This window comes from Acinetobacter venetianus RAG-1 = CIP 110063 (genome assembly GCF_000368585.1).
GTDB classification, from domain to species: domain Bacteria; phylum Pseudomonadota; class Gammaproteobacteria; order Pseudomonadales; family Moraxellaceae; genus Acinetobacter; species Acinetobacter venetianus.
Map to the genome: position 1 here is coordinate 489,516 of NZ_KB849558.1, position 23,867 is coordinate 513,382.

Annotated in this window: 28 protein-coding genes; 19 read left to right on the forward strand and 9 right to left on the reverse strand. The window is 34.4% G+C overall.

Annotated elements, in window-relative coordinates:
• Positions 1–2: 2 nt before the first annotated feature.
• Genes F959_RS07770 through F959_RS07780 form a run of 3 tightly spaced genes read right to left on the reverse strand, consistent with a single transcriptional unit; the run spans position 3 to position 3,863 of the window.
• Entirely contained in the window at positions 3–1,415 is a 1,413-nt protein-coding gene (locus F959_RS07770; RefSeq protein WP_004878871.1) for an LLM class flavin-dependent oxidoreductase, read from the reverse strand.
• Positions 1,415–2,638 carry an SfnB family sulfur acquisition oxidoreductase gene (locus F959_RS07775; RefSeq protein WP_004878873.1) on the reverse strand — a complete coding sequence of 408 codons (1,224 nt, stop codon included), beginning with the start codon at positions 2,636–2,638 and terminating at the stop codon, positions 1,415–1,417. The genes F959_RS07770 and F959_RS07775 overlap by 1 nt, the downstream gene beginning before the upstream one ends.
• Before the next feature lie 13 nt (positions 2,639–2,651).
• Positions 2,652–3,863, reverse strand: a complete 1,212-nt coding sequence (locus F959_RS07780; RefSeq protein ID WP_004878875.1) for an SfnB family sulfur acquisition oxidoreductase — start codon at positions 3,861–3,863, stop codon at positions 2,652–2,654.
• A 357-nt stretch (positions 3,864–4,220) separates the two neighbouring features.
• On the opposite strand from F959_RS07780, the gene F959_RS07785 reads away from it, so the two are divergent.
• Entirely contained in the window at positions 4,221–4,991 is a 771-nt protein-coding gene (locus F959_RS07785) for a glutathione S-transferase family protein (protein ID WP_004878877.1), read from the forward strand.
• Positions 4,992–5,448: 457 nt separating this feature from the next.
• Positions 5,449–5,919, forward strand: coding sequence for an Lrp/AsnC family transcriptional regulator (locus F959_RS07790; RefSeq protein ID WP_004661600.1), 471 nt, complete (start codon positions 5,449–5,451; stop codon positions 5,917–5,919).
• A 43-nt stretch (positions 5,920–5,962) separates the two neighbouring features.
• Here F959_RS07790 and F959_RS07795 read toward each other — a convergent pair whose 3' ends face one another.
• Both F959_RS07795 and F959_RS07800 read right to left on the reverse strand, forming a co-directional pair.
• Complete coding sequence (locus F959_RS07795; protein ID WP_004653079.1) at positions 5,963–6,712, reverse strand: YebC/PmpR family DNA-binding transcriptional regulator; 750 nt, start codon at positions 6,710–6,712, stop codon at positions 5,963–5,965.
• A gap of 138 nt (positions 6,713–6,850) precedes the next feature.
• Positions 6,851–7,396, reverse strand: coding sequence for a 1-acyl-sn-glycerol-3-phosphate acyltransferase (locus F959_RS07800; protein ID WP_004878880.1), 546 nt, complete (start codon positions 7,394–7,396; stop codon positions 6,851–6,853).
• A gap of 1,364 nt (positions 7,397–8,760) precedes the next feature.
• Between F959_RS07800 and F959_RS07810 the strand changes: the two genes are divergently transcribed.
• From F959_RS07810 to F959_RS07880, 14 genes are all read left to right on the forward strand, one after another.
• Positions 8,761–9,144, forward strand: coding sequence for a hypothetical protein (locus F959_RS07810; RefSeq protein WP_228127148.1), 384 nt, complete (start codon positions 8,761–8,763; stop codon positions 9,142–9,144).
• A gap of 100 nt (positions 9,145–9,244) precedes the next feature.
• Complete coding sequence (locus tag F959_RS07815; RefSeq protein ID WP_004878884.1) at positions 9,245–9,667, forward strand: hypothetical protein; 423 nt, start codon at positions 9,245–9,247, stop codon at positions 9,665–9,667.
• Between the two features lie 210 nt (positions 9,668–9,877).
• Positions 9,878–10,321: a hypothetical protein gene (locus tag F959_RS07820; protein ID WP_004878886.1), complete on the forward strand. Its 444-nt coding sequence runs from the start codon at positions 9,878–9,880 to the stop codon at positions 10,319–10,321.
• Positions 10,322–10,430: 109 nt separating this feature from the next.
• Positions 10,431–10,793, forward strand: a complete 363-nt coding sequence (locus F959_RS07825; RefSeq protein ID WP_004878889.1) for an HNH endonuclease — start codon at positions 10,431–10,433, stop codon at positions 10,791–10,793.
• Between the two features lie 646 nt (positions 10,794–11,439).
• Positions 11,440–12,882: a hypothetical protein gene (locus F959_RS07835; protein ID WP_004878892.1), complete on the forward strand. Its 1,443-nt coding sequence runs from the start codon at positions 11,440–11,442 to the stop codon at positions 12,880–12,882.
• A 225-nt stretch (positions 12,883–13,107) separates the two neighbouring features.
• Complete coding sequence (locus tag F959_RS07840; protein ID WP_004878895.1) at positions 13,108–13,302, forward strand: hypothetical protein; 195 nt, start codon at positions 13,108–13,110, stop codon at positions 13,300–13,302.
• Positions 13,303–13,621: 319 nt separating this feature from the next.
• Positions 13,622–13,813 (forward strand): hypothetical protein, encoded by a 192-nt coding sequence (locus F959_RS07845; RefSeq protein ID WP_004878897.1) that lies wholly within the window; start codon positions 13,622–13,624, stop codon positions 13,811–13,813.
• The gene (locus F959_RS07850; RefSeq protein ID WP_004878899.1) at positions 13,794–14,435 is read left to right on the forward strand and encodes a DUF4882 family protein; all 642 of its coding nucleotides are present in this window, start codon (positions 13,794–13,796) and stop codon (positions 14,433–14,435) included. The genes F959_RS07845 and F959_RS07850 overlap by 20 nt, the downstream gene beginning before the upstream one ends.
• Positions 14,436–14,560: 125 nt before the next feature.
• Positions 14,561–14,902 carry a hypothetical protein gene (locus F959_RS16800; RefSeq protein WP_227499170.1) on the forward strand — a complete coding sequence of 114 codons (342 nt, stop codon included), beginning with the start codon at positions 14,561–14,563 and terminating at the stop codon, positions 14,900–14,902.
• Positions 14,903–15,013: 111 nt separating this feature from the next.
• A complete protein-coding gene (locus F959_RS16865; protein WP_004878903.1) occupies positions 15,014–15,223 on the forward strand; it encodes a hypothetical protein in 210 nt (69 codons plus the stop codon).
• A gap of 204 nt (positions 15,224–15,427) precedes the next feature.
• Positions 15,428–15,847: a DUF4882 family protein gene (locus F959_RS16870; protein ID WP_004878905.1), complete on the forward strand. Its 420-nt coding sequence runs from the start codon at positions 15,428–15,430 to the stop codon at positions 15,845–15,847.
• A 123-nt stretch (positions 15,848–15,970) separates the two neighbouring features.
• Positions 15,971–16,762, forward strand: a complete 792-nt coding sequence (locus F959_RS07870) for a DUF4882 family protein (protein ID WP_004878907.1) — start codon at positions 15,971–15,973, stop codon at positions 16,760–16,762.
• Positions 16,763–16,872: 110 nt separating this feature from the next.
• Positions 16,873–17,139, forward strand: coding sequence for a phage holin, lambda family (locus F959_RS07875; protein ID WP_227499171.1), 267 nt, complete (start codon positions 16,873–16,875; stop codon positions 17,137–17,139).
• Positions 17,136–17,720 (forward strand): lysozyme, encoded by a 585-nt coding sequence (locus F959_RS07880; protein ID WP_004878911.1) that lies wholly within the window; start codon positions 17,136–17,138, stop codon positions 17,718–17,720. Before F959_RS07875 ends, F959_RS07880 begins: the two co-directional genes overlap by 4 nt.
• Positions 17,721–17,955: 235 nt before the next feature.
• Here F959_RS07880 and F959_RS07890 read toward each other — a convergent pair whose 3' ends face one another.
• A complete protein-coding gene (locus F959_RS07890; protein ID WP_004878913.1) occupies positions 17,956–18,606 on the reverse strand; it encodes a hypothetical protein in 651 nt (216 codons plus the stop codon).
• A gap of 9 nt (positions 18,607–18,615) precedes the next feature.
• Entirely contained in the window at positions 18,616–18,837 is a 222-nt protein-coding gene (locus tag F959_RS07895) for an excalibur calcium-binding domain-containing protein (protein WP_004878916.1), read from the reverse strand.
• A 213-nt stretch (positions 18,838–19,050) separates the two neighbouring features.
• On the opposite strand from F959_RS07895, the gene F959_RS07900 reads away from it, so the two are divergent.
• Complete coding sequence (locus F959_RS07900) at positions 19,051–20,121, forward strand: hypothetical protein (protein ID WP_004878917.1); 1,071 nt, start codon at positions 19,051–19,053, stop codon at positions 20,119–20,121.
• 14 nt (positions 20,122–20,135) lie between these two features.
• Here the strand turns inward: F959_RS07900 and F959_RS16875 are convergent, their stop codons facing one another.
• Entirely contained in the window at positions 20,136–21,812 is a 1,677-nt protein-coding gene (locus F959_RS16875) for an Arc family DNA-binding protein (protein WP_004878919.1), read from the reverse strand.
• A 42-nt stretch (positions 21,813–21,854) separates the two neighbouring features.
• The gene (locus F959_RS07910; RefSeq protein ID WP_004878921.1) at positions 21,855–22,115 is read right to left on the reverse strand and encodes an Arc family DNA-binding protein; all 261 of its coding nucleotides are present in this window, start codon (positions 22,113–22,115) and stop codon (positions 21,855–21,857) included.
• Positions 22,116–22,265: 150 nt separating this feature from the next.
• Between F959_RS07910 and F959_RS07915 the strand changes: the two genes are divergently transcribed.
• Together F959_RS07915 and F959_RS07920 are read left to right on the forward strand one after the other, a co-directional pair.
• On the forward strand, positions 22,266–23,114 hold the full coding sequence (locus F959_RS07915) for a BRO-N domain-containing protein (RefSeq protein WP_004878923.1): 849 nt from the start codon (positions 22,266–22,268) through the stop codon (positions 23,112–23,114).
• An 11-nt stretch (positions 23,115–23,125) separates the two neighbouring features.
• Positions 23,126–23,404 (forward strand): hypothetical protein, encoded by a 279-nt coding sequence (locus F959_RS07920; RefSeq protein ID WP_004878926.1) that lies wholly within the window; start codon positions 23,126–23,128, stop codon positions 23,402–23,404.
• The last annotated feature ends 463 nt before the right edge of the window (positions 23,405–23,867 follow it).

Consider the following 23,867-nt stretch of genomic DNA (forward strand, 5'->3'; position numbering starts at 1 on the left):
TGTTAACCACTAATTTCTTCAATTATTTTTAGGTGATGTGTGTTGTTCTGCGTTCTACATCGGAACTGATCGGCAGGATGGCTTGCAGTTAAATGATCGCCTTGGGCAAAGAGTTTATTGCGTAATGAACCTGTGGCATATTCAGTTTTATAACGTCCACGTTGTTGTAACTCTGGAATCACCAGTCGAATAAAATCATGATGTGATTCAGGTGCAACAGTACGAGTCAGGTTAAAACCATCAATGCCAGTTTGATCGAGTAGCTCAATGAGGTATTGCGCAACCTCTGCGCCACTGCCCACAATCAATGGATAACGTCCACCAAGAACATGCTGCGCTTTCAGACCATTTTTACTGATACGTTGTTCTTTAAACTTTTCATTGACGGAAGCAATACTGTTGCTCTTTTGATAGGGGATCGCTTCATCATCTTCGAACTTGGCAAGGTCAATACCGACTGAACTGGCATAATGTGCTAAACCTGCTTCAGGGCTGGCATATTGACGATATTCAGCCAGTTTTTGCTGGGCGAGTTCATTTGTTTCAGCCACAACTACAGTAATGCCGACAAAGATTTTAATCGCATCTTCATCACGACCTTGCTGTGTTGCTTGTAGTCTTATCTTATTGACTTGCTGACGAATCTTTTCAGGTTGATCACCACCAATGAAAATACATTCGGCATGACGCGTGGCAAACTGTAGTCCTTTCGGTGAAGCACCTGCTTGGAAGAGTGTTGGCGTACGTTGAACCGATGGTGCAACCTGAAATACTCCTTGGCTTTGGTAATGTTGACCTTGATGATTGATCGAGTGGACTTTGTTTGGATCAGTAAAAATACGCTGTTGCTTGTCTTTCTTTAAGGCATCATTTTCCCAAGAACCTTCCCAATATTTATAACAAAGCTGTAAGAACTCCTCGGCCTGATCATAACGTGCATCGTGATCTTTTAAACCTTTTTGCCCAATTAAGCGTTCGGCACTGTCCAGATAACCTGTGACAATATTCCAGCCCAGACGACCTCGGGTTAAATGATCAAGACTGGCAAAACGGCGTGCAAATTGGTAGGGCTGTTCATAGCTGAGATTGACGGTCACGCCAAAGCTTAAATTCTGTGTCACCAAAGCCATTGCCGAAACTAGGGTAGAAGGGTCATGACTAGGCAACTGGATCGACTCTTTTAAAGTCAGATCGATCCCATTCTGATAGACATCATAAACACCCGTAATATCTGCGAGAAATAAGCCATCAAACAAACCTTGCTCTAAGGTTTGTGCCAATTCAGTCCAATAATTCAGCTCATTAAAACGGTGTGATTGATCGCGTGGATGGGTCCACAAGCCATGATTGATATGGCCAACACAGTTCATATCAAAAGCATTCAGTAAAATTTTCTTCGGGAGATTTTGACTCATCACAGCGTCCCTCGGCGTGGTGGTAAGATACCGTTCAGGACATAATTGCCAATAAAGTAATATTTCCAGCGCGCAGCATCATGTAAGGTATGAACCCGTGCATTACGCCAATGACGATCAAGAGCATCAGCACGTTGGCTGCCACGACTACCTGCTAATTCAATCAATTTAGATGATGCCTTTAATGCTGTTTCAGTACTATGTGCACGAACTTTGGCGACATCAATTGAGGCTTTGGCTAAGGTCTCAGCATTCAACCCATATTTAGCAGCATCAACAGATCGAGCTGCTTGTTTGAGGAGTAATTCGCTGGCTTTGACATCGGTTGCCACACGACCAAGCTCAGACAGGGTTAAGGGGTCTTGAGTTGCGGACTCAATATTGGCATCAATCCAAGGACGCGCCACACGCACACGCGCTAGGGTTTCTTCAAAGGCTGCACGGGCAATCCCGACTTCAATTGCAGCATGCATGATTTGAGCAAATGGCCCCACCAAGGACAGTTGTTTAAAGGCAGCATCAAAAGGAATCACATCCTCTTTGGCGACAAAAACTTGATTAAACTTTACTGTGCCGCTGCCTGTGGTGCGTTGCCCAAAGCCTGACCAATCATCAATCACTTCTAAACCTTGGCTGTCTCTTTGTACAAAAGCCAAAAATTCATTGCCTGCTTCATCAACGGCTAGTGTTGGAATACGATGTGCAAACAGGCTACCCGTGCAATAAAACTTTTCTCCTTGAATCAGATAACCATTTTCGCTTGGAATTAATGTTGTTTGCTTATGTGCAGATGTGCGAGTTTTAAATTCAGCCAGTGCATTACCAAAACGAGCACCTTGTAAAACTTCTTGATAGAGGCGTTTCTTTTGCGCTTCCGTACCAGTATTACGCAGTACTTCTAATGCATAAAAATGATTTTGTGGAATTTGACCAATTGAACCATCCGCACCACTAAATAAAGCGATGACTTTGGCAAGGGTTAGACTTGAAACCTCTGCACCACCGTACTGTTTAGGTACGGTAATCGCCCATAAACCTGATTGGCTATAGGCTTCTATTTCTGTGAAAGGTAAGTTCCGATTGGCATCGCGTTCAACCGCTGCTTGTTTAAACTGTTCACTTAGTTGAATAGCAATGTCCAGTGCTTCTGCATCGCTTTGAATGATATGCGCTGTTTTAAAATTGGTTTTGGCAAAGCCTTGTAATTCTTGGTATGAGGTCATAATGATTTTCTCCTTAAATCCAAGCATGGCGGGCAGGGTGGGTACCATTGAGGTAATAGTCGCCGATGGCATGGAATTTCCAACGCACAGGATCGTGTAAGGTATGTACGCGAGCATTGCGCCAATGTTGATCAAGATTGTGTTGGCTCAGGCTGGCACGGCTGCCACCAAGTTCCAGTAGCTTTTCGGAGATATGCAGGGCAGCATCATTGGCATAAATTTTTGCTTCTGCTACTAAAATAGAAGCGCGCGCGACTTGCTCGGCAGAAATCTCAGCGATTTGATCAAGTTCATCCAGATATTCGGCAGCATCATCCAGTAATAAAATCGCTGCATCGAGCAGGATGTTGAGCTTGCCAACTTCTTGTAGGGTGTAATGTTCTTCACTGGCTTTTTCTACACCTGAATCGATGATCGGTCTTGCTTTACGAATGCTAGATAAGGTGTCGTCAAAAGCTGCTTCGGCAATACCAACATCAATGGCAACCTGCAAAAGTTGAGAATACGCACCGCGCACATTTGGGGTGTCAGCAATAATGCGCTCATCAAAAAATAGTGTACGATCAACGACAACATTGCGTAGTTTTACCGTTCCACTGGCTGTAGTACGTTGACCAAAGCCATTCCAGTCATTAATCACTTCGACACCAGTAGCATGGCGATCAACGATCACCAATACTGTATAGCCATCGGGGTGTAAGGCACGAATCGCTAACCAATCTGCAAAGCTAGTGCCTGTAGAGTAAAATTTTTCCCCATTTAAAAGGTATTGACCATTTTCCAACGTTAACTTGGTTTGAATGGTTTTGGTATCTTTAGAATTTTTTTCAGGCCCACCATTGGCAATGCGTTTACCTGCAAGAATTTCAGCGTAGATAAACTTCTTTTGTGCATCTGAACCAGTGATATTAATCAAATTTAAAAGACCGAATTGGTTTTGTGGAATTTGTCCAACATTGGCATCGGCTTTACTTAAAATACGAAACACATGAGCTAAGGTTTTATTAGAAACAAATGCGCCACCATAGTCTTTAGGTACACGGATTCCACCTAGACCTTTTTGACTAAACTGAATAATCTGTTCACTGGGCAAGATACGCTGTTGATCTCGGATATTTCGTTCTTCTAATGCAAAGTCAGCAACTTGATAGGCAGCATTGATGGCCTGCTGATCATTTGAAATCAGTTGTATTTGAACTTGAATCACTGATTGATTACTGGACATGTGAGCACCTCTAATAGATAAGAGATACTTTACAAAAGTTTTACTTTTCCACTAAACCATCAGTTATGGCTTGAATATCACAATAAGTATTAAGCATTTTTTATGAGAAAAGTAACAAAAAAATAGATAATGAATAGCTATTTAAAACAGTTGCTTAGAGTTTTTAAAATTGCATTGATCAACACAAAAAGGCTATTTCTATGAAATAGATGAATAATCTCTCCAATAATATTGATAAAGACTTTTAGCCAAAATTAGAAAAGATCAAGCAAAAATGACATTGTCTTGAAGGACTTTTACTTCTAAAGTATGAAAAACCTTATGTTTCATGAGTAGAAAAATAAATTTGGAGAGTCTATGCGGGTTTTATACCAATTTCCTTTGTCTCACTATTGTGAAAAAGCTCGCTGGTTGTTAGATCATAAGGAGTTGGACTATGTTGCACATAATTTAATTCCTGGTTTTCACCGTGCGTTTACCTATCTTAAGTCAGGACAATATCTGTTGCCGATGCTAAAAGATGATAAACAATGGATTGCTGATTCAACACAAATCGCGCTGTATTTAGATACAACTTATCCTGAGCATGCCTTATTAAGACGTGATGAACAATTACGTGAACATGCACTTGAAATTGATCAACTTGCAAATGAGCTAGGTATTCATGTGCGCCGTTGGTCATTAGCTCAAGCACTCTCAGTTGGCGATCATCCTTTAGAAATTATGATGGGTGAGCAAGGCTATTTACGCCAGTTTGAAAAAATTTCCAAGCCGATTTTAAAAAGTCTGGTATCAACTAACTATAAGCTTAACCCTGAAAAAGTTGCGCAATCAAAATTGCGTATGACAGAGCTGATCACTGATTTAAACCTCAAATTGATCGAAAATCAGGGACGTTATTTGGTCGGTGATCGTTTAGGTTTGGCTGATATTGCAGTTTGTTCGTTCCTTGCACCTTTATTATTAATTAAAGGAACGCCTTGGGAATTGGAAAATGATGATATTGAACAGTTTTCAGGTGAGCTAAAAGAATATCATGACTATTTGCTTGATTTGCCATTAGGGCAATATGTCCAACGTATTTATGCAACAGAGCGCAATGCGAGAGTTGATTGGCGTGGCATGTAATTCAAAGTGATCAAAAAGCCCTAAATTTTTAATTAGGGCTTTTTTATGAGAAAAAAATAAGATTTTTCTTAAAAATGTAAGAAATAAATGACTAATTATTTTCTAATTTAAAAGATAATTCGTTTTATATGGGAAATATTGGAATTTATTTCCAAATTTACTTTAAAAAAACTGAAAAGAGGGAAATAATTATAAAAGTGCTTTGCTATCTTATGTTTCAGGGTGTGATGGGGATCGAAACAAGTTGTTCAACTATTGGGAGATGAGTTGAACATTTGCTCAAAAGGTCTTGTTTCGGCTTTGGGACAAAGATAAATCACAAATTTATCGGAATCATGTTTGCGTTATCCATGCAACATCGTCAAAAGTTAAACGAATGTTTTCCCTTGACCCTTAAAAATTCACGAACATATAAACAGTTCCGATAAAAACTGAATTTGATAATGAGGACTGTGAAATGGAATTAGATCGTTTTGATAAGCAAATTTTAGAAATTTTGACTCATGAAGACGTAAATCTGAATGAATTGTCAGAGCGTATTAATCTGTCTGTCAGCTCAGTCCATCGTCGAATCAAAAATTTGATTGAATCCCAAGTGATGGGACAGCTCAAGCGAGAAATTAATTTTAATAAACTTGGTTTTAGTCTGCATATTCTTTTGCAAGTTTCGTTGAGTAAACACGATAGTGAAACTTTTGATAAGTTCTTACAAGAAATTGAAGATATCCCAGAAGTGACCAATGCATTTCTCGTGACGGGGCAGAGCGCTGATTTTATTTTAGAATTAGTGGCGCGAAATATGGATGATTATAGTGAAATCTTATTACGTCGTATTGGTAAGATCGATAGTGTCGTTGCGCTTCACTCTAGCTTTGTGATTAAAGAATACAATGTTTTTAATTGCTATAAACTTTTAAATAAGCTATAAAAAATGCATCTAAAAAGATGCATTTTTTACTATTCTGAATGAATTAAGCATCAAGTTGCGTTAATACATCTTCAGAGAATTCAACGTTGGTATAAACGTTTTGAACATCATCTAGATCTTCAAGCATATCAATCATTTTCATGATTTGTTTGGCTTGATCAATATCATTGATTTCAGCTTTAGTCGATGGGCTCATCACAACTTCAGCATTGTCCGATTTTAAACCTGCTGCTGTGAGCGCATCTTGTACATCACCAAAGCTTTCTGGGCTAGTGATGACGAGAATACTATCTTCATCAATCTCGATGTCATCAGCACCTGCTTCTAAAGCAACTTCCATGACTTTGTCTTCTAAAGAAACATCTTCAAAAGAAATTTCACCACGTTTAGTAAACAGGTAGGCTACCGAACCGTTGGTTCCCAAGTTACCATTGGTTTTAGAGAAGCAGTGACGTACGTCAGGTACAGTACGGTTTAAGTTATCTGTCATTGTTTCTACAATAACTGCAACACCGCCCACACCATAACCTTCATAGGTTACTTCTTTTAAATCATCATTGTCTTCACCGCCAGCACCACGTTGGATTGCACGATTGATGGTGTCACGTGTCATATTGACTGAAAGTGCTTTTTCAACAACAGCACGCAAACGAGGGTTGCTCGCTGCGTCTGGACCGCCTAAACGTGCAGCGGTTACGATCTCACGGATATATTTAGTAAAAACTTTACCGCGACTTGCATCTTGTTTAGCTTTACGATGCTTAATATTGGCCCATTTAGAATGACCCGCCATGGAAGTAACTCCAAAAAATTAAAACTTAAAAAAGTGCACGAATATTAGCATAGCGATGGTTTTGTTGAAAACAGCCATGTTCCATATTCAAAACTTAAAATCACAGTCACTTTACAAAGATTGATCGAAACAATGAGCTTAGCTAATTTTTACATCAATTCCATATTCTGCATAAAGTGATTTAATTTTTTCTAAGTCTTGTTGAAGATCCGTAGGGTAGACTTTCCCTAAAATACCGCCTTTCTTCGTACGAGCATTTGCATACATTAGAATGATAGGCACATTCGCTGCCTTAGCTATATGCCAAAAACCTGTACGGATTGGCTTTCGAGTTTCACCATCTTTGGCACGCGTTGCTTCTGGGGCAATTACAAGGTTGAAATTTTCATTTTGATTAAATAAGTCAACCATTTGCGTAACAATATCTTTATTTGCTTTACGATCAACAGGGATGCCACCAAGCTTTTCTAGAATTGGTTTAAGTGGACCTTTAAAAAGCTCTTTTTTGATGAGAGTATGAATTTTAAGCTCTAAAATTTCGAATAAAGCTAAAGATAAGATCGTATCTAAGTTCGATGTGTGTTCAAATCCAATAATAACTTGCTTCTTTTCCAAGATAGTTGGATCAACTTTGTATTCCCAACCTGTTGCTTTAAAAATAGATTTTCCTAAAAATTTTTTCATATTCTTTATCATTACAAATGAATTTCAGCAGTTTAATCCGAGTTCTATATAAAATATATGGCTGAAAATTTAAGATCACAAGAAAATTTGGATGTCTCTAAAATGATCAAAACAAGGAAATATTTTCTTTACTCAGCTTGCGAATATCAGGTGGATTTATCTAAGAATATGATTTTAAAAGTAATTTTATAAAATCATCTGTTTGTAATTTTATTTGACTAATATCAGGCATCTTTAATCATTAGCATTGTGATTTAGGGTCTATAGCTCAGTTGGTTAGAGCAACGGACGGCGAGTTGATGTAGACAAATCTGAATTGTTTTAATGCGCCGGCTTAAGATTTTTTATAAAAAAACTGAGAGAATTGTAAACAAAAAAAGCGCCGACTCGGAAAAGTTGGCGCTTTATATTTGATATTTAAGTAGAAGCTATGTAAAAAATCAGTTGTAAAATCGTATCAATATTATTAAAAATCAAAGATTAAGCATATTGTTTTGTCGAAAAATAAGCATTATCTTTACTCCATGTTTGCAAACATAATAACTTTAACTTTATGAAAATTAATGATTTTTAGGAGAAATTATGTTTATTTTTGAGGAAGGTCGAGAAGCCTACAACAAATTCATGACAACTATACTCACTCAAACTATTTTTGGTGGTATTGCTTTTCTTCTTTTATATAAATCGAATGTACTGAAATTGGCATTTAATCACGTTCCATTTTATATATTTACAGTATTTATATGGGTCGCATTTGCTTTCTGGATAGTCAATGCGTACATAGAATTTAATAACTCCTACAAGTGTTATTTATATCCAAAGGTTAAAGGTGTTCAATTTTTAGAATTTTCAAGAAATGAAGCAATAAAAATTTCAGAAATATAGGAATGCGACAAAAAGCTAGCGATAGAATATTTTTTATTTCAGGTCTTAGTTATAGGTATTCTTATGTTCGCCTGTTTTGGATCTATCTTGTCTGCCGTGCAAATTGCGAATGGTGCAAATATTAGCTAATGAACATGTTGCCGGGATGCTTGATGCAATCCAAAACAAGCAGGTGCGAACCATAGAATATTTCATGAATTAGTATTTAGAGAAGTGACTAGGCTCTTTCAGATTACAAATAGCATGATTCAAGATTCTCTTGAGTTTAGTAAGGAGAAAGAGGATTCATATCAAAGTTGAATTCGTTTCACTATTGACCTTGTACAAAGGATATGACATATTTCTGCTATAGTGAGCGAAATTATAATGGTTCACTAGATATTTAAAAGCTCGCTAATGCGGGCTTTTTTTGTAGTGGGTACAATTAGGTAACGATTTTTATAAATTGTTTGAATGTTTTCAAAAGGTTTTTCCCTTTCATGTTTATAGAATTTAAAGATTTGAAGAAGAAAAGAAATATTGCTCTCATGAGTGTAGTTTTACTTATATTTTGGGGAGTACATTCTATGATTAATAATAAGAATAATGTTCAGCGTGTTGAATCTGTAATATATACAGATGATACGATAGGAAGAGAATTTGGCAAAGTTACCGACTATAGTATTAGAGCTGTTGGCGGTCCAAGTTCTTATGAATCCAAACAACCGGCATACTTTTACAAAGTTGAAATAACTGGTGATAAGAATTATGGAGTTGTTAAATTATTAATTAACGAAGATCAGAAAGACGGAAAGCCTGTTTACACCATGCAAATACAAGACATTGGATCAACTAATTTTCGTATAAAGATTGGAAAGAACTAACTTCACAAAAATATTTTTTAATATCTGATTTTTTTTGAGGTTTTAAGTATAGTATTTGATTTAAAAATATATATAATCAAAAAAATTTTTGGTAAAAACCATGCTTAATAAATTGTTTTTTTGTGCTTTATTTCTATCTTTAAGTGGATGTGCAGCAACTCAAGTTGACTATATTAAAATGGAAAAATTAGATCCTTACTCAACGGATAAGTTAATTATTGATGGTGTTGAATTTAATTTTAAGGATATAAGTAATAATGAGAACATTTGGGTTTATTTGCCAAATATAACTGTGTACAACAGTGAGCTTGAAAATAGATACAGAGAAATTGAATTTTTAGTTTTCATTGATAAACGTGGATATGTTAGACATATCAAAGTGTACAAGAGTACTGGTCTAGAAAACTTAGACAGAAAAATTGTCCATTTACTTATAAATAAGGCAAGAACAAAAGTTTGGCTAAAAGATGGGAAACCAGAGTGGATTGTTGCCCAACAAAAAATGGTCTTTATTCCAGAGTAATAAATAGCACTTAAAGATGTTGTGTTAAAGCCGCCGTTGAGGCGGTTTTTTATGAGTGAAAATTATGGAATCTTAGTTGCCGAAAGCAAAGCTAAACAAAACTATTTATAGGCCGAAAAGCAATAAAAGAATATGATAGGGAGTGGAGGTTTTTTTTAAATTTATATAAAATTTATTCATTCCAACGGTTTGTAATGAGCTATACATTTGATGTTTAGGATACTATTGTTTTTTATTAGTTTAGTGGTTTTCAGTTCTGTATGCAGAGCCGATGATTTTTTCGAAAAAAAACCATCTATTTTAATTGTTAAAGAAGATAACTCTCATAATAAGACTGACAGCAATGAGAGTGTGGATTTTTTTGAGATATCAAATCAACTAAAAACAAAATGGGCAAATCAAAACTATAATTATATGACACAAAGAATTGAAGATGTATTTCAGACATCCGGTATGAGCGCTTATGATAAAACTCAATATAATGCACAAAATAAAACTTTAAATAATAAGCCTTATTTGAAGCTCATTGAGACTACACCTGATAAAGGAGTAATTTCACAAGAAGAGTATCAGCAGCAAATAGAGCAAAGTAGAAAAAAGGAAATAGATGATAGAGATCTACTATACTTATTGGACAAGTATTTTCAGAAGTAGGTTATCATCAGCTAACAGAACAACAATAAAATAGTTTATTGAAATTGATTGTCAAAAATACGCCCACTTCGGTGGTTTTTTTTATGCCTGAAGATTGAGGTGAAACAGAATGAGCAGACCTTGCAGAGAGTTTGGATGTCCAAACCTAGTCAAATCAAGAAGCCAAAAAGGCTTCTATGATGATCATGCAGATAAGCGCAGTAATTGGAACAAACGACCTCAACGATCAGGCTCAACCACAGAGCGGGGCTATGGACATGCATGGCGCAAGCTTAGAGAACAAGTGCTTAAAAGAGATAATTATCTTTGCGTAAAACACTTCGCAATCGGTGAAGTTGTTATGGCCACTGATCTCGATCATATTGTCTCAAAGGAACAGGGTGGCACAGATGATATGGACAACCTGCAATCGCTATGCTCGCCGTGTCACCAAGAAAAGACAGCGCGAGAAGACAGCAAAAGCTCGCCGTGATGGGAGGTAGGATACAAAAAGTTCAGAAATTTACTCTGAAATGACCGCCCCCTAAGTCACATTTTTACGTGCGCGAAATTAAAAAATCGGGGTATTGACAAATGAGTGGAGTTGCGACCGTACCAGGGCGAGGTAGAAAGCCAAAACCTCAAGAGACAAAAAAGACATTAGGGAACAAAGGGAAGCGACCACTTAAAACGAATGTTCCTGAGTACATCTCCGTAATGGACCATGCTGCCATGATGTGGCGCTCGATCATTCCTGAGTTGTTAAAGAATAAAGTATTTCGTATTACTGATATGCACAACGTTGAAGCATTCTGTATTGCTGATTGTAAGAAATGTAGGGGTAATCACTTTATATGTAAATGGGGTAGCGGTTGGAAATGTAACCCATATAAGTGCGGTATCGGCTAAAACATTTTATTGGGGGGTAACGGTATTTCTACCGATTATTGGAGAGGCATTGTTGATGAGGTAAGAGTGACTATCGGTGTTGCAAGATATACAACCAACTTCACATCACAAACGAAAGAATATCATGACTTCTAATCCTCCTTTCCTGAGATAAAAGCACTTTAATCTTCAATTTAGTGATAGATCCGTTATAAACTACTAACATATTGAAAATATTAAGTTTGAATTTTATGAAAAATAAAATAGTAATTCCAATGGTGCTTGGGGGAATTATTTGTATTTATGTACTTTATCTTATGGGATGGACACCCGTTTACACCCTAGATGATGCATACATAGTACAACATTCGGTTAATAATTTTGTTAACTTTAAAAGCGAGTCAGTGTTTTTAGATTCTGCAAAAAACTCAGGGCTGACAAGCATTGTGCATGTAGGATTAATTACACTCATTGCTTTTGTTTTTGATACAAATTGGAGTCAATTTTTAATAGCTTCTCTAAGCTACATATTATTTCTTGTAGCAATCTTTTTATATTCATTTAAGTCGACTAAAAATATAGTCACAAGTTTCTGTCTAACCTTATTAGCAGCTGTTTCTGGATACGTAATTGAGCAGTTTTTTAATGGGCTTGAAACAGGCTTACTCATCTTTTTAGTCACTATAAGTTTAATTTTGTTTAGAAATGGAGTACCACAGCAAAAGTTAGCATTTGCATTGTTACCAGTATTGCCATTTGTACGACCTGAATTGTCATTTCTAAGCGCGATAATATGTGTTAGAGCTGCTTTTTTTTATTTTAAAAACAATCAAAAAAGCGAGTTTTCAAGAGCATTTTTTATCTTAGTGATAGCTTCAGCAATGGTCGCAATTTACGCAATCATTTTGACTGGAAATATATTACCTAATACAGCAGGAGCTAAATCATACTTTTTTGCTGAGTCGTGTAAGCAACTAGATGAAAAAATTAGAGTGTTAAATTCTGGTATTGGCAGGTTCTTGTCAAGCCTGGGAGTTCTTTCACTAGGTTTTATAGCAATTTTGTTTACTCGGTTAAGATTCGTTTTTCTTACATTTATTTCTATTTTTTACATATTGTATTTGTTAGAGTTTTCAGGTGGTATTCATCACAATAATTACAGATATCAATACGTTTTTTATGCGTTCGCGATTATAGGGTTAATTGATTTTTTATCATTAAATTTAGTTGCTAAATATAGTAAATATCTAAGTTTACTTATGCTAGTTCTAGGTTTGTATAGTGTCCCTAAAAACATTCACAATTTAAATACTTCTATTCAATTTACTCAAAATGAAAATTTTACAGTTGGGGAGTGGGTAAAGGAGAATATCAGTAAGAATGATGTAATTTTGATTCATGATGCGGGTTATATCTCGACTGTAACTAATAGTAAGCTTGTAGATATAGTTGGACTCAAAACATCATATTCAGCCCAAGTAAACAAAGTTACTCGATTAGTAAATTGCGGAAATGATCCAAGAGCAATCGATGCTATAGCTACCAAATTTAATGCGAAATACTTTGTTGTTTTCGGTATGTGGGACGACATCTTTCAGTTAACAAACTCATTAAAAGTAATGGGTTGGAAAGTTGAAGTAGCAGATAAATCTAGAGATGGAGCAGCTTATCGAGTATACAAGATTTCAAAATAACCTTTTTAAAAGTAACCATTTTCCCCGTATTCGTGGGGAGTATATCTAGAGAAATGAAAATGGCAGAGCGAGTAAGTAGCGGTGTCGGGGTCGCAACTGTAATTCAAGTTTATGGTATGTGGTTCTTGATAGCTATAGTAGTTTAAACGTTTTATCGAGAGGCTAAGGTTGACATTAATTAGTTTAGCATATACATTGTATATACATTTTGGGAATTAAAACGATATGGCTGAGTTACCCAAAAAAACTAAGGTGAATAAAAAAGATGGCCAACTCTTAATTCGTATTAATACGGCTGAGCGTGACGAGTTTATTCACCTATGTGATAGCTTAGACACAAGTGCAGCTAGAGAATTAAGAAAATACATCCGTAGTTTTATAAAAAAACATCAGTCAACGGATAAACTAACCAAGGAGTAACATCGTGGCTAAACAAGTTAAATCCCTTAAAAAACAAATTAAAGCGCGCCTAAAGAAAATAGCTAAACATGAAGGCAAATTAGCTAAATTGAAAAAGAAACTTAAAAATAAAAAGTAATCATTTTGATTAAACTCTGATTATAAGAAAACCCCTCAAGTTAATTTTTGAGGGGTTTTTAGTTTTTACAATAAGCGGTGAATATTTAAAAAATTGATTTATTTTCGTACTACTGAAAGCGTATTTCCATTCATCTTAATTTTTTTACAACTGTACTACTTTTAGTATACTGACCTTTCTATTACAACAAAGAGTATAAAAGTGAAAAAATTAGTTCTAGGATCTTTGATAACAATTGCTGCTACAAGTAATGTATTTGCTGAGTGCAGCTATATTTTAGATGCATCTAACAACCAAATTGAGCAAATGCAACCAAATATTTCTCAAAAATTCTTGGAAGTAAATACTCTTAGCCAACAGGTTAACCAACCAATTGGGGTTTTTTGGGAATAAATATATTTTTCTTGCAGGCTCTTCACTAGGAACACAAAATTTACTTAATTTTACTCAAAACCCCCAGACAACAGCTTTTGGCGATGTTGCTGTACAACAAAATGGTATTTCAGTTTTTGAATATAAATTTAATAATTATCCTGCTCAACTAACAGGAGTTAATAGGCAAGTAATTAAGAGTGGTCTTATTATTTATGCTGGTACACAAGATACTGATATTCAAAATATAGTTGTTAATGCCACCTTAGATAATGTAAATGAACCTTCTTATTTGCAAAGCACAAATCTTAATGTGAGTTTCTATAATTTTAAAACAAATCAAAATGCTAATTATACTTACCCTATATCAATACCATTGCAGAGTAATTTTAAGCTTGGCTTTTATATAAACCAAGAATCCAAACAGATTGGATTAAATGTGAATGGTGTAAACAAAGGCTATATATTTGGATTGGAAAAGAAGATTGGTAAAATTTCATTTTTCCCAAGAGCAGATATAGAGGTTCCTCAAAATTCATCAATTATAGGGCAAAATTTAAAAGGAACATTGCTAACAAACAGTGCGGATATTTCTCTGTCGTATCCAGTTGGGGCGACAGATATCTGTGGAAATGTAATCTAAATAAGATTTCCCTCTGGAAGTTCTTATATAACGAATTGACCGCCTTTACAGGCGGTTTTTTATTATCTGGAGAAATGAAAATGCATGAGCATTTATCGATCAAAGCACTACCGTGAGTTTTAAAAATCTTTGCTGCAATTGTAGGCGCGATTTTCGCACTTATTTTAAGTGGAGATATTGATAAGGAAGGGCGGATCAAGATCAATATTGGTGTTGTGATGAAGTTTGTTTTCAGTGTGGCTATTAGCTTATTTGGAGGGGCTGCATTCATTGAGTATTTTAACTTAGGTCATTATTCACACATGGCTCAAGGCTTTGTGATGCTTATGTTTGCTGTGTTTGGGATGTTGTGCATTGGTATCTTGTGCATTGGTATCTTGTACCAAGCCGTACAATTAATGAAAGGCAAGTCACTTGCAGAAATTATTGTCGAAGTGAAAGAAACGTTTAGCTCAATTTTTAAATAAATCAAAGCTAAGGCGATGTATCATTTCAGAGTATTTTCCTTTTATCCAAATTTTTAAATTACCGTACCGATTTAAGTATACTGGGTGTTCTATTATAAAAAGGACATATTTGTGAAAGAGATTCTTCTAGGAACGATGATTAGTCTGGTAACTATGGGAAGTTCGTATGCAGCTTGTACTTATAATTTAAATGCAACGCAGGCCCAAGTTGATGCTGCGAATGCTTTAGGAGGTCGTCAGGCTTCTTTAATGCCAACAATTAATGTTACAGAACAAAAAGGTACAGCAGTAATTGGTCACTCTGGTAATTCAGTTGATTAAATAGCGACATCTAGTAATTTTATAAGTAATGGTTCGATTAGTTCAACATTAACGGATAAAGCTGTTTTAGGCTCAAATATTGTTGCAACGGAGTTTGTTTTTGATATTTCTAATATCAAAGATATACCTCTAGGGACAAGTCATGAAATTCAACAACTAGCTGTACAGATATTAGGGGCTTCCAACTCAAAAAATGAGTTAAGTTTGGATCTGGCTTATAGCGTGGTAAACAATGATCCAAACTATACAAATGGAGGTTATGTCACTTTAACAGGCGTAACTACCAAATTAGACTCCACTGGACAGCTAGAAGCTAAAGATTTTGATCGTAAATTAATATCTGTGGCAACACCTAGTGATGGTAAGGTTCGAATAGGTATTTATTTTAACCAAGTGGCGAAGCAATTAGGCTACATCATTAATGGTACTAATTATGGATATCTGAACATCAATGCTGAAAATGCTTTGAGCAATATCGGTTTCCAAGCAGTTTCTCAGCCATCTCCAAACACAGCTTCTAAGTTTCTCGGTAAACAGGTTTCAATCCAGATGATCACAGATGCACCAAACATCCAATTTACCTATCCAACTGGATCAAGTGATATTTGTGGAGTTGGTCTTTAATCATCAAAGAAGTTTTAAAAAAAATACCGCCGAAAGGCGGTATTTATCTCCATCTATTTGATATTATAAATATTTTTATAATTTATTTATAGTAAACGTTGAATTATAAGAAAGGATTTAACTGTGAAAAATATAATCTTGGGTACAATTATTATCGCATCAACAATAGGAAATAGCTTTGCAGCATGTACTTATAATTTGGATGCTAGTACTGCGGAAATTGAGGCATTACCTAGCAACATTCCAACTACAAAGTTTCCAACTATTACAAATCAGAAAAGCTCATTTCTGATACCTAGTTTCCCATCCAACTCAAACACATTTCAAATGTATATGGGCACGAGTTCAGATATAGCACAAAAAATTTTGATCAATAGTGAAAATATTATTGCTGATAAAGGTATTGGTACCACGGGTGAGTATGCTGTTGAATTTTTAATTGATAACTTTATTAAAACTCCTATTACAAACGGTAGTTATATTTCAATGGGGTATAGTTTTTTACTTTCAAATACAGATAAAAGTATAAAAGTGGGTACTATAAGTCTGGTCAATGAGCAGGCAAATGGTATTAATTTAAACGTTTCGCTATCTAAAGAAGATGGAAGTGGTGAAAATTCCTATACATACCCAATTTCTTCAATACCAGCTGCGGGATTAAGGATAGGGCTTTTTATCAATCAAAATTCTAAACAGATCGGTCTAAATATCAATGGTGTCAATAAAGGCTATATTGACTCTTTTACTACTACGCCAACTAAGATAGGTTTTATTGAGTATGGTGTTGCATGGGGCTTTACTGCAGGAGACCCGAATATTGGTAAAACCATTTCAGGTGAACTCATTACAGATAAAAGTAAAATTACTCTAAATTATGCAGCCAGTACCAAAGATATTTGTGAAATACCTTTGTAATTTCGATTAAATTTAAAACAAAACTCTATTTAACAATGATCGACCCACTCTTTTGAGTGGGTTTTTTATTACCTGGAGAAAAGTGAATACAAGATTATTTTAAATATGCAATTGATTGGTTAGATGCGCATAACCTTACAGTGGTCGCTGTAATTCTGTCAGTGATTGTCGCGATCTTAAGATCACTCAAGAAACGTGGAAAGATCGACTGGTTAGAAGCTGTGTTGTGCGGATGTCTAACGTTAACGATTGTGAGTGCATTAGAGTATTTAGCGTTACCTATGCAGCTTTCAATCTTTGTGGGTGGTATTGTGGGCTTCAAAGGCACACTTTGGGTAGATCGAATGATTAGCAAAAAAGTAGGTGAGGAATCATGAAAGCGATCATCGAATATTTACGTAAAATCAGTGGTGGAAAGCTGACTCAAAAACAAGTTGATGCCACTGATAAATTAATCAATGTAGCTACAGCCTATGATGTTGCCGATATGCTTGGAATCGCGATTGATTCTGAAATGACCATAAGTTCTGAAGGGATCCAACTCATCACCAGTTTTGAAGATTTAAGATTGAAAGCTTATGACGATAGTGTAGGAGTCTGGACCATCGGTTACGGGACAACGATTTATCCAAATGGTGTTGCTGTAAAGAAAGGGGATAGTTGTACCTTAGAACAAGCAAAGTCTTTTTTTCAACATGATTTGAGGCGCTTTCAAACTGCTGTAAATGATTCTGTGAGTGTTCCACTATCACAAAATCAATTCGATGCATTGGTTTCTTTGGCTTATAACATCGGTACGAATGCTTTTAAAACGTCGACCTTAGTGAAGTATCTGAATGCTTTAGATTATAAAGCTGCAGCAGATGAGTTTCCAAAGTGGAATAGAGGCGGCAGTAAAGTGTTAAAGGGCTTGGTTCGCCGCCGTGAAGCAGAGAGGGCATTATTTTTAAAGAAATAAAAAAAGCCCTTTTTGAAGGGCTTAATTCAACTATGTATAAGTACTACAGTTTCTCATCTCAAATAAAAGCCAAGCATCACAACAAACATACCAGGAAGCATACATAAAAAGCCCATCGCATGACTTTCTTGGTGGTTTCTGATGTGTTTATGGAATATATATGGGCCAAAGATTAATCCAGAGAAAGTTAAGATGAATCCCATGATTATGAAAAATGCTGACATATTTTTATCCATTAAGATGCTTTTTTATCAAAATTAGAACTCAAATACACAACATTTTTTGGTTCAACCATAGAGACATTTTTCTTTTCATCAATCACAGCACATAGGGTAGAGCCACATTTTAATAAATATCTAACAGTTTTATCACTTTGTTCTTCAATCTTAATTTTTGGTAAAACATCTAAATTGTTCATTACTTTTTCAGCAACAATTTTACTTTTTTTCTCTATATATATGAACGCCTGAAAAGTTCCCCACAATAAAGCTAATATTAATAATGAGTTTATTACAACTGCTGAATAATTCTTGTCTAACTCATCATATTGTTGCGAGTTATGAATTCTCAAAACTTTCTCGGGACTACGTTCATTTTTAGGTATGTAAGTAAGTAACTTTGTATCAAGTTTTTTTGCTAAATCGAAATAAACAAAAATGTATCTTAAGAAAAACATTATTAAACAAGCCGTACAAAGGTACAGAAGCTGATTAATTCCTTTAAAAAATCCAAGATAAATTTTGTCTTGTACTGAAAAGTTAAGGGCTATCGGATCTACTAAAAAATAACCTAAATAGCCATTCAAATAAATCTGACCAGAAGTGAAAAGAAAGACTGTAATTAAAGTGAGGGCAATAGCCACATCTAGAGAAAAATTAAACTTCATGTTCTTTCCTTATTTTTTCTTCTTCGGGCATTTCTTGCCATTTCCACCCGGCAAGCAATCACATGCTTGACCATCGCCGTCACGATCTAAGCTTTTCCATCCAGTCTGACCAGATTTCTTTCTTTTCTCGTACCATGATTGAGCTTCTTGTTGGGTACTAAAGTCAGCACATTTCTTTGCATAGACCTGAATGGTAGTAAACCCCAAAACTAAAATAAGTAAAATTTTCATAAATTATTTTAAAGTCATAATATTAGCTCAAGTCTAGCAATACTTAAGTATTTTACTCAATGAATCTAGTGAAAAAGTCTTATAAAAACTAGTTTGCTTGACAAATCATGGATTAAGTCATAAAAAGTGATTTGAATCAATATGGTTAAGCTTTTTTGGATAGTGAAAATTTCATCTCAACTATAAACATATTAGGTAAGAGTTCAAAATAATATGAAAAGACAAAATAGGAAATTTGAAAAGTTTGATGCATTTGAACTTTTCTCTGCTTACACAAGTAAATATTCTATTAATATTCAAGATGAATCTTCATTAAATACTTTTTTGAAAGAAATAAGAAAAAGTATAGAAGGATCTCAAAAAACACCAATAACAATTCATGGTAAACGCATAGAAATGCTTTTTGCTTACGTTACAGGTGCTCTAGGTTCAGTAAAGCTAGTTAAGCAAGAAGATGCAGGAAACTTATTTACAGCAAAATCAGATATCGAAATGCCTGATTATCGAGTTATACTTAATGATGATGAGCAAATATTAGTTGAGGTAAAAAGTTTTAACTCAAAAGATCCGTATAAAAAGTTTGAATTGCAGAAAAAATATTTTAACAAACTAAAAAAATATGCAGATATTATGAATGTAGCACTTTATATTTCAGTTTATTTTAGACTTTTCAATCATTGGGTTTTATTACCAATAAAAGCATTTAATGATGAAAATGATAAATATACTATAGATTATATTCAAGCTATGGCACGATCAGAAATGTCTAAAATTGGAGATTGTATGTTAGCGACAACTCCAGATATAGAAATTAGAATTCTTACTGATGAGGAAAATGCTCATGAATTACCAAGAGATAATAGTAATAAGGTTCTATTTTTACCTAAAAAGACAGAAATTTTTTGTAATGGAAATATGCTAAATACTGAACTTGAAAATCAATTAGCCTTTTATTTTATGCGATATTCCTCTTGGATTGAGAATGTTCATGAATTAATTATTGAAAATAATAAAGTATACGGTGTTCGATTTGTATATTCAGGAGAAAAAATAGATGGACAACCTTTTGCCCACTTAGGGTGGAGAAGTTCTATGATAGCTGAATTTTTTAAAACATTAACAATTAAAGATGATAAAGTGATTGCAACAGAATCATTTTTAAATCCATCGGAGTTTAGCATTCAAATTCCTGATAATTATGCAGAAAATTATAATGACTTACCTTTGTGGATTTTTATTCAAGAACCAAATTATGAAAAAATAAAAAGAGTAGGGCCACTTTGAGTGTCTAAACTCTTTTATGATAAAGCTGGATCGTAATTAAAATTAGCAGAGTACTTATTAGCATTTACCATTCTTTCAGCTTCTAAGTTATCCATATGGAATTTTTTCAACTTATCAATAGTAAGTATTTCATCAATAATAGAAAGTTCCTCTGTTTCAGGTTCATTCGAATATACTTCAATATTAATAGCAAAAGTTAATGGGAACTCAATAAAATTATGTACTAAATCTTCATCATCTCTAAACATCATTAATAATCTATAATTATTTAGACTGTTAAGGACATATTGTGAATTGATATAGGCAGCATTGTTTTCTAAGGAATTAGAAAAAATTATATTGCTTTTTGCGAAAGGTTTTTTTTGTAAAATATTTAAATAGGTTTCTTTCTCTATTTTTTCAATTGTTTTTAAAGATTCATAACTTGTTGTTAATTTTTCAATAAAATTGTTGATAGCATTTAATGGATTATATTTTAATAAATTCTTCATCTTTTGTATTTCTGATACTTTTTTTAATGATTTAATGTAATCAAACATGAGTAAAATTATTTTTATTGCCAATATATGACGACTTGAACCTCTCATCCAATCCGCTTTAATCGAGTATTTATAATGACTTCCAATAGTTTTATAAATTTCATTACTTATGCTTGACATCATTAATCCCCCCATATCCAAACAAAGACCCGTGATTGCCGAACATAATTTTAATTTTTGTATGATGTTTAAACCAAATTTGGAATAGTGGATATCAATTAATTTTAATAAAATATTATATTCATGATAAATTGGATTGTTCATAAAGTTTATGTAGTTTTCATGAATTTGGTTTATAATTTTTTGCTTGATTTTTAAATTTTTTATTTTAGAAGCATCCATATATTTTGATAAATACTCATTGGAAAAAGCATGTGATTCCAAAACTGATAACATGCTCACTGGAACTGAAATGGAAGAGTTTTTATAATTCAATTGAATTTCTAAACATACACCAACATTTTCATCGTAGTAATAAAAATGTTTGTAGTTGATTACCTTTCTATAATCAAATAATAAATTATCATTTTTATTAAGAGGTCGATGCATTTTTAATAATTCTGAATAGTTCAATGAAAATACATTCAATGCATTTTTTTGCTCCTCTACATTATTTTTTGTTAAAAAAACATTATTTTTCCTAATGCTAAACTCCAACCCCCAAAGGCTACTAGTTAAATCTAGAAAATGAGTTTGCTCATGTATGATTAAAGATTTAAAGTCAATAACTCGATATAATTGATATTCATTTTTTATAGATTTAATGTATTCATCATGACTGTTGTTTTTTAAGGAATTTAAAAATTCAGACATGTCTTGGTCACTATACTTGTGAATGTAACTAATTAAGTTTGTGAAGTAAATCTTTCCTTCGGCATCAAAGGAACTAGCAGAATACATAACAAATCCAGATTTTAAATATACGTGTACGATTTTACTTAAAGCGGTATCTATTGTCTCTAAGCTATTCGTCATTGTTTTAGTCATAACGCTTGAAATTTCTAGTAATTTTTTATCTTGCGTAAAACTTTGCTCCAAACGAAAAACTGCTTCTGCATTAATTGAGCGACCACTTTTCTTAGCTGCATCTTCAACTATTTGTTTTAGTTCTTGCGGAACACGTAAATTAAATTGAGGAACTGTTCTAGCCATATTATTCCTAAAAAATAACGAAACTTAGGTTTTCTCTATTTTTTAAAATTCTTTTGCGCGCGCGATTTCTTCACGAGTAAGGCTCAAAGAATTTTTCCCCAATTTTTCCATAACTGCAGCCAAAAGTTGCTCTAATGGAACTTCGTTTAATTTACTAAGATTTTTTTGCTCAAAACTATCTTCTAATCGTGCCACAATATCTGCATTCATAGAACGATTCAGCTCTTTAGCAGACTCTGCAATTTTATCTTTTAGTTCTTGCGGTAAACGCAAATTATAAGCAACACCTAAATGTTTACCCATGACATCGCCCTAATAAATTCTGTTGACATGGTATCAAGTGGACATATATATTTGCAATATGTCCAGTGGACATTATTTTAAAATTAAAACGCCCCGAAAAATCTTGGCGGATCACGGGGCGAGTTACCAACATTCAGCGAGAAAATTGATATGAATAGTCTAACATTTAATACCGTAACATTGCATCCTATACAACAAAATGACGAGCAAATTTGGATTACATCTACAGAATTAGCTCGTACTTTAGGTTATAAACAGGAAAATGCGGTCAGTAAAATCTTCAACCGTAAAGCAGATGAATTTACTAATAAAATGACGCAAGTGATAGAAAATCCACAGTTACCCAATTTGGGTATGCGGATTTTTTCATTACGTGGCGCATATCTTATTTCCATGTTTGCAAAGACTGCAGTTTCCAAAGAATTCCGAAAATGGGTATTAGACATTTTGGAAAAAGAAATAGAGCAACCAAAACAACATCAACTTGAAACACGCATCAAAATCAATAACCGTCAAATTGCCGAACTTAAAGCAATCGTCGATCGTCGCTGCGAAGGTAGCGTCAAAAAACGTACAGAGATGTGGCATAGACACCATCAACATTTCAAAGTATCAAGTTATAAAGATTTACTGGCTATCCATTTCAATGACTCAGTTACGTTCCTTGAAACAATGAAACTACGGAGTCTCGAAGAAGAGGCGAATATCCGAAATCTTGCTTTACACATGGTTTGGTTGAGCCAATGGTGGAGTGAGTTCGGTAATGCGATGCAGCAATTAAATCCAAAGATGAGCTATGGCATACAAGACCATTTTAAAAATGGTGCATACGAAGCACGTTTACTACTGGGCGAACGCAACTATGTATCACTCTTTCAAATCGTTCAGACACATGACTGGCAAAATGAAAGCTTAGATCTACAAGATTTAATGAGTCGATTGATGCACATGGATGGAAAATATTCGAATTTTCTTTCTTTGAATAACATAGATAAATAAGGGGAATAAAAATGAAAACCCTGATGAAATCTTATGACGAAAACGATGTAGCCGAAGGCTTTGCACTGGCTTATGAACAAGTAGCCGACATCGCAGCGATGCTCGATGCCATACAGAACAAACATGAGCGAACCATTGAATATCTAAGCAAGGTCTATAATGTGCCTGAATCTGTATTCAAAGAACTAACTCGGCTTTTTCAGATAACAAATAGCATGATTGAGGATTCGCTTGAGTTCAGTAAATCTCAGGAAAACCATTATCATGCAGAAGTTGATAACAGTTCATAATTTTAATAATTGACAATTCATTTTCAAATGAAATTATTACCGCTCTAAAAAGCGGTAATTTTGTAAAAAAATATTTCTAAAAAAGTATTTAATTATTCAATTATGAATGATAGCAAGGTTATTTACTTTATTGGAGATTTCATTAAATCAGCAGATGAAAACAGAATGAAACGAACTAAAACGGACTAAAGCGAACAAACTATGATGATCATTCAGATAAGAGTAATTCTAATTTGTAAATAACAGTATTATTCAATAATGAATAAAATAATAGCATATCAATGATATTGCACGACAAGATTTAACGCACTTGTTAGATGTCAAGGGTAGCCATTTAAGCGTAACTCTTATACAGTAAATCATAGAGCCAAATCAAAGAGTAAGCGAGCCAAGTTTTTTGCTCATGTGCTCAAAAGAAAAAAGACCAAGTACGGCAATACTTGATCTTTTTTGTGGTTCAGGT

What these genes read in the sequence shown, in the direction of transcription:
- F959_RS07915 (WP_004878923.1), top strand. Translation starts at nt 22,266, where the DNA reads ATGAATAGTCTAACATTTAATACCGTAACATTGCATCCTATACAACAA.
- F959_RS07815 (WP_004878884.1), top strand. Translation starts at nt 9,245, where the DNA reads ATGCTTAATAAATTGTTTTTTTGTGCTTTATTTCTATCTTTAAGTGGA.
- F959_RS07795 (WP_004653079.1), bottom strand. Translation starts at nt 6,712, where the DNA reads ATGGCGGGTCATTCTAAATGGGCCAATATTAAGCATCGTAAAGCTAAA.
- F959_RS07840 (WP_004878895.1), top strand. Translation starts at nt 13,108, where the DNA reads ATGGCTGAGTTACCCAAAAAAACTAAGGTGAATAAAAAAGATGGCCAA.
- F959_RS07785 (WP_004878877.1), top strand. Translation starts at nt 4,221, where the DNA reads ATGCGGGTTTTATACCAATTTCCTTTGTCTCACTATTGTGAAAAAGCT.
- F959_RS07910 (WP_004878921.1), bottom strand. Translation starts at nt 22,115, where the DNA reads ATGGGTAAACATTTAGGTGTTGCTTATAATTTGCGTTTACCGCAAGAA.
- F959_RS07835 (WP_004878892.1), top strand. Translation starts at nt 11,440, where the DNA reads ATGAAAAATAAAATAGTAATTCCAATGGTGCTTGGGGGAATTATTTGT.
- F959_RS07790 (WP_004661600.1), top strand. Translation starts at nt 5,449, where the DNA reads ATGGAATTAGATCGTTTTGATAAGCAAATTTTAGAAATTTTGACTCAT.
- F959_RS07895 (WP_004878916.1), bottom strand. Translation starts at nt 18,837, where the DNA reads ATGAAAATTTTACTTATTTTAGTTTTGGGGTTTACTACCATTCAGGTC.
- F959_RS16875 (WP_004878919.1), bottom strand. Translation starts at nt 21,812, where the DNA reads ATGGCTAGAACAGTTCCTCAATTTAATTTACGTGTTCCGCAAGAACTA.
- F959_RS07900 (WP_004878917.1), top strand. Translation starts at nt 19,051, where the DNA reads ATGAAAAGACAAAATAGGAAATTTGAAAAGTTTGATGCATTTGAACTT.
- F959_RS07775 (WP_004878873.1), bottom strand. Translation starts at nt 2,638, where the DNA reads ATGACCTCATACCAAGAATTACAAGGCTTTGCCAAAACCAATTTTAAA.
- F959_RS07920 (WP_004878926.1), top strand. Translation starts at nt 23,126, where the DNA reads ATGAAAACCCTGATGAAATCTTATGACGAAAACGATGTAGCCGAAGGC.
- F959_RS07770 (WP_004878871.1), bottom strand. Translation starts at nt 1,415, where the DNA reads ATGAGTCAAAATCTCCCGAAGAAAATTTTACTGAATGCTTTTGATATG.
- F959_RS07890 (WP_004878913.1), bottom strand. Translation starts at nt 18,606, where the DNA reads ATGAAGTTTAATTTTTCTCTAGATGTGGCTATTGCCCTCACTTTAATT.
- F959_RS07820 (WP_004878886.1), top strand. Translation starts at nt 9,878, where the DNA reads ATGTTTAGGATACTATTGTTTTTTATTAGTTTAGTGGTTTTCAGTTCT.
- F959_RS07780 (WP_004878875.1), bottom strand. Translation starts at nt 3,863, where the DNA reads ATGTCCAGTAATCAATCAGTGATTCAAGTTCAAATACAACTGATTTCA.
- F959_RS07810 (WP_228127148.1), top strand. Translation starts at nt 8,761, where the DNA reads ATGTTTATAGAATTTAAAGATTTGAAGAAGAAAAGAAATATTGCTCTC.
- F959_RS07880 (WP_004878911.1), top strand. Translation starts at nt 17,136, where the DNA reads ATGAAAGCGATCATCGAATATTTACGTAAAATCAGTGGTGGAAAGCTG.
- F959_RS07800 (WP_004878880.1), bottom strand. Translation starts at nt 7,396, where the DNA reads ATGAAAAAATTTTTAGGAAAATCTATTTTTAAAGCAACAGGTTGGGAA.
- F959_RS07825 (WP_004878889.1), top strand. Translation starts at nt 10,431, where the DNA reads ATGAGCAGACCTTGCAGAGAGTTTGGATGTCCAAACCTAGTCAAATCA.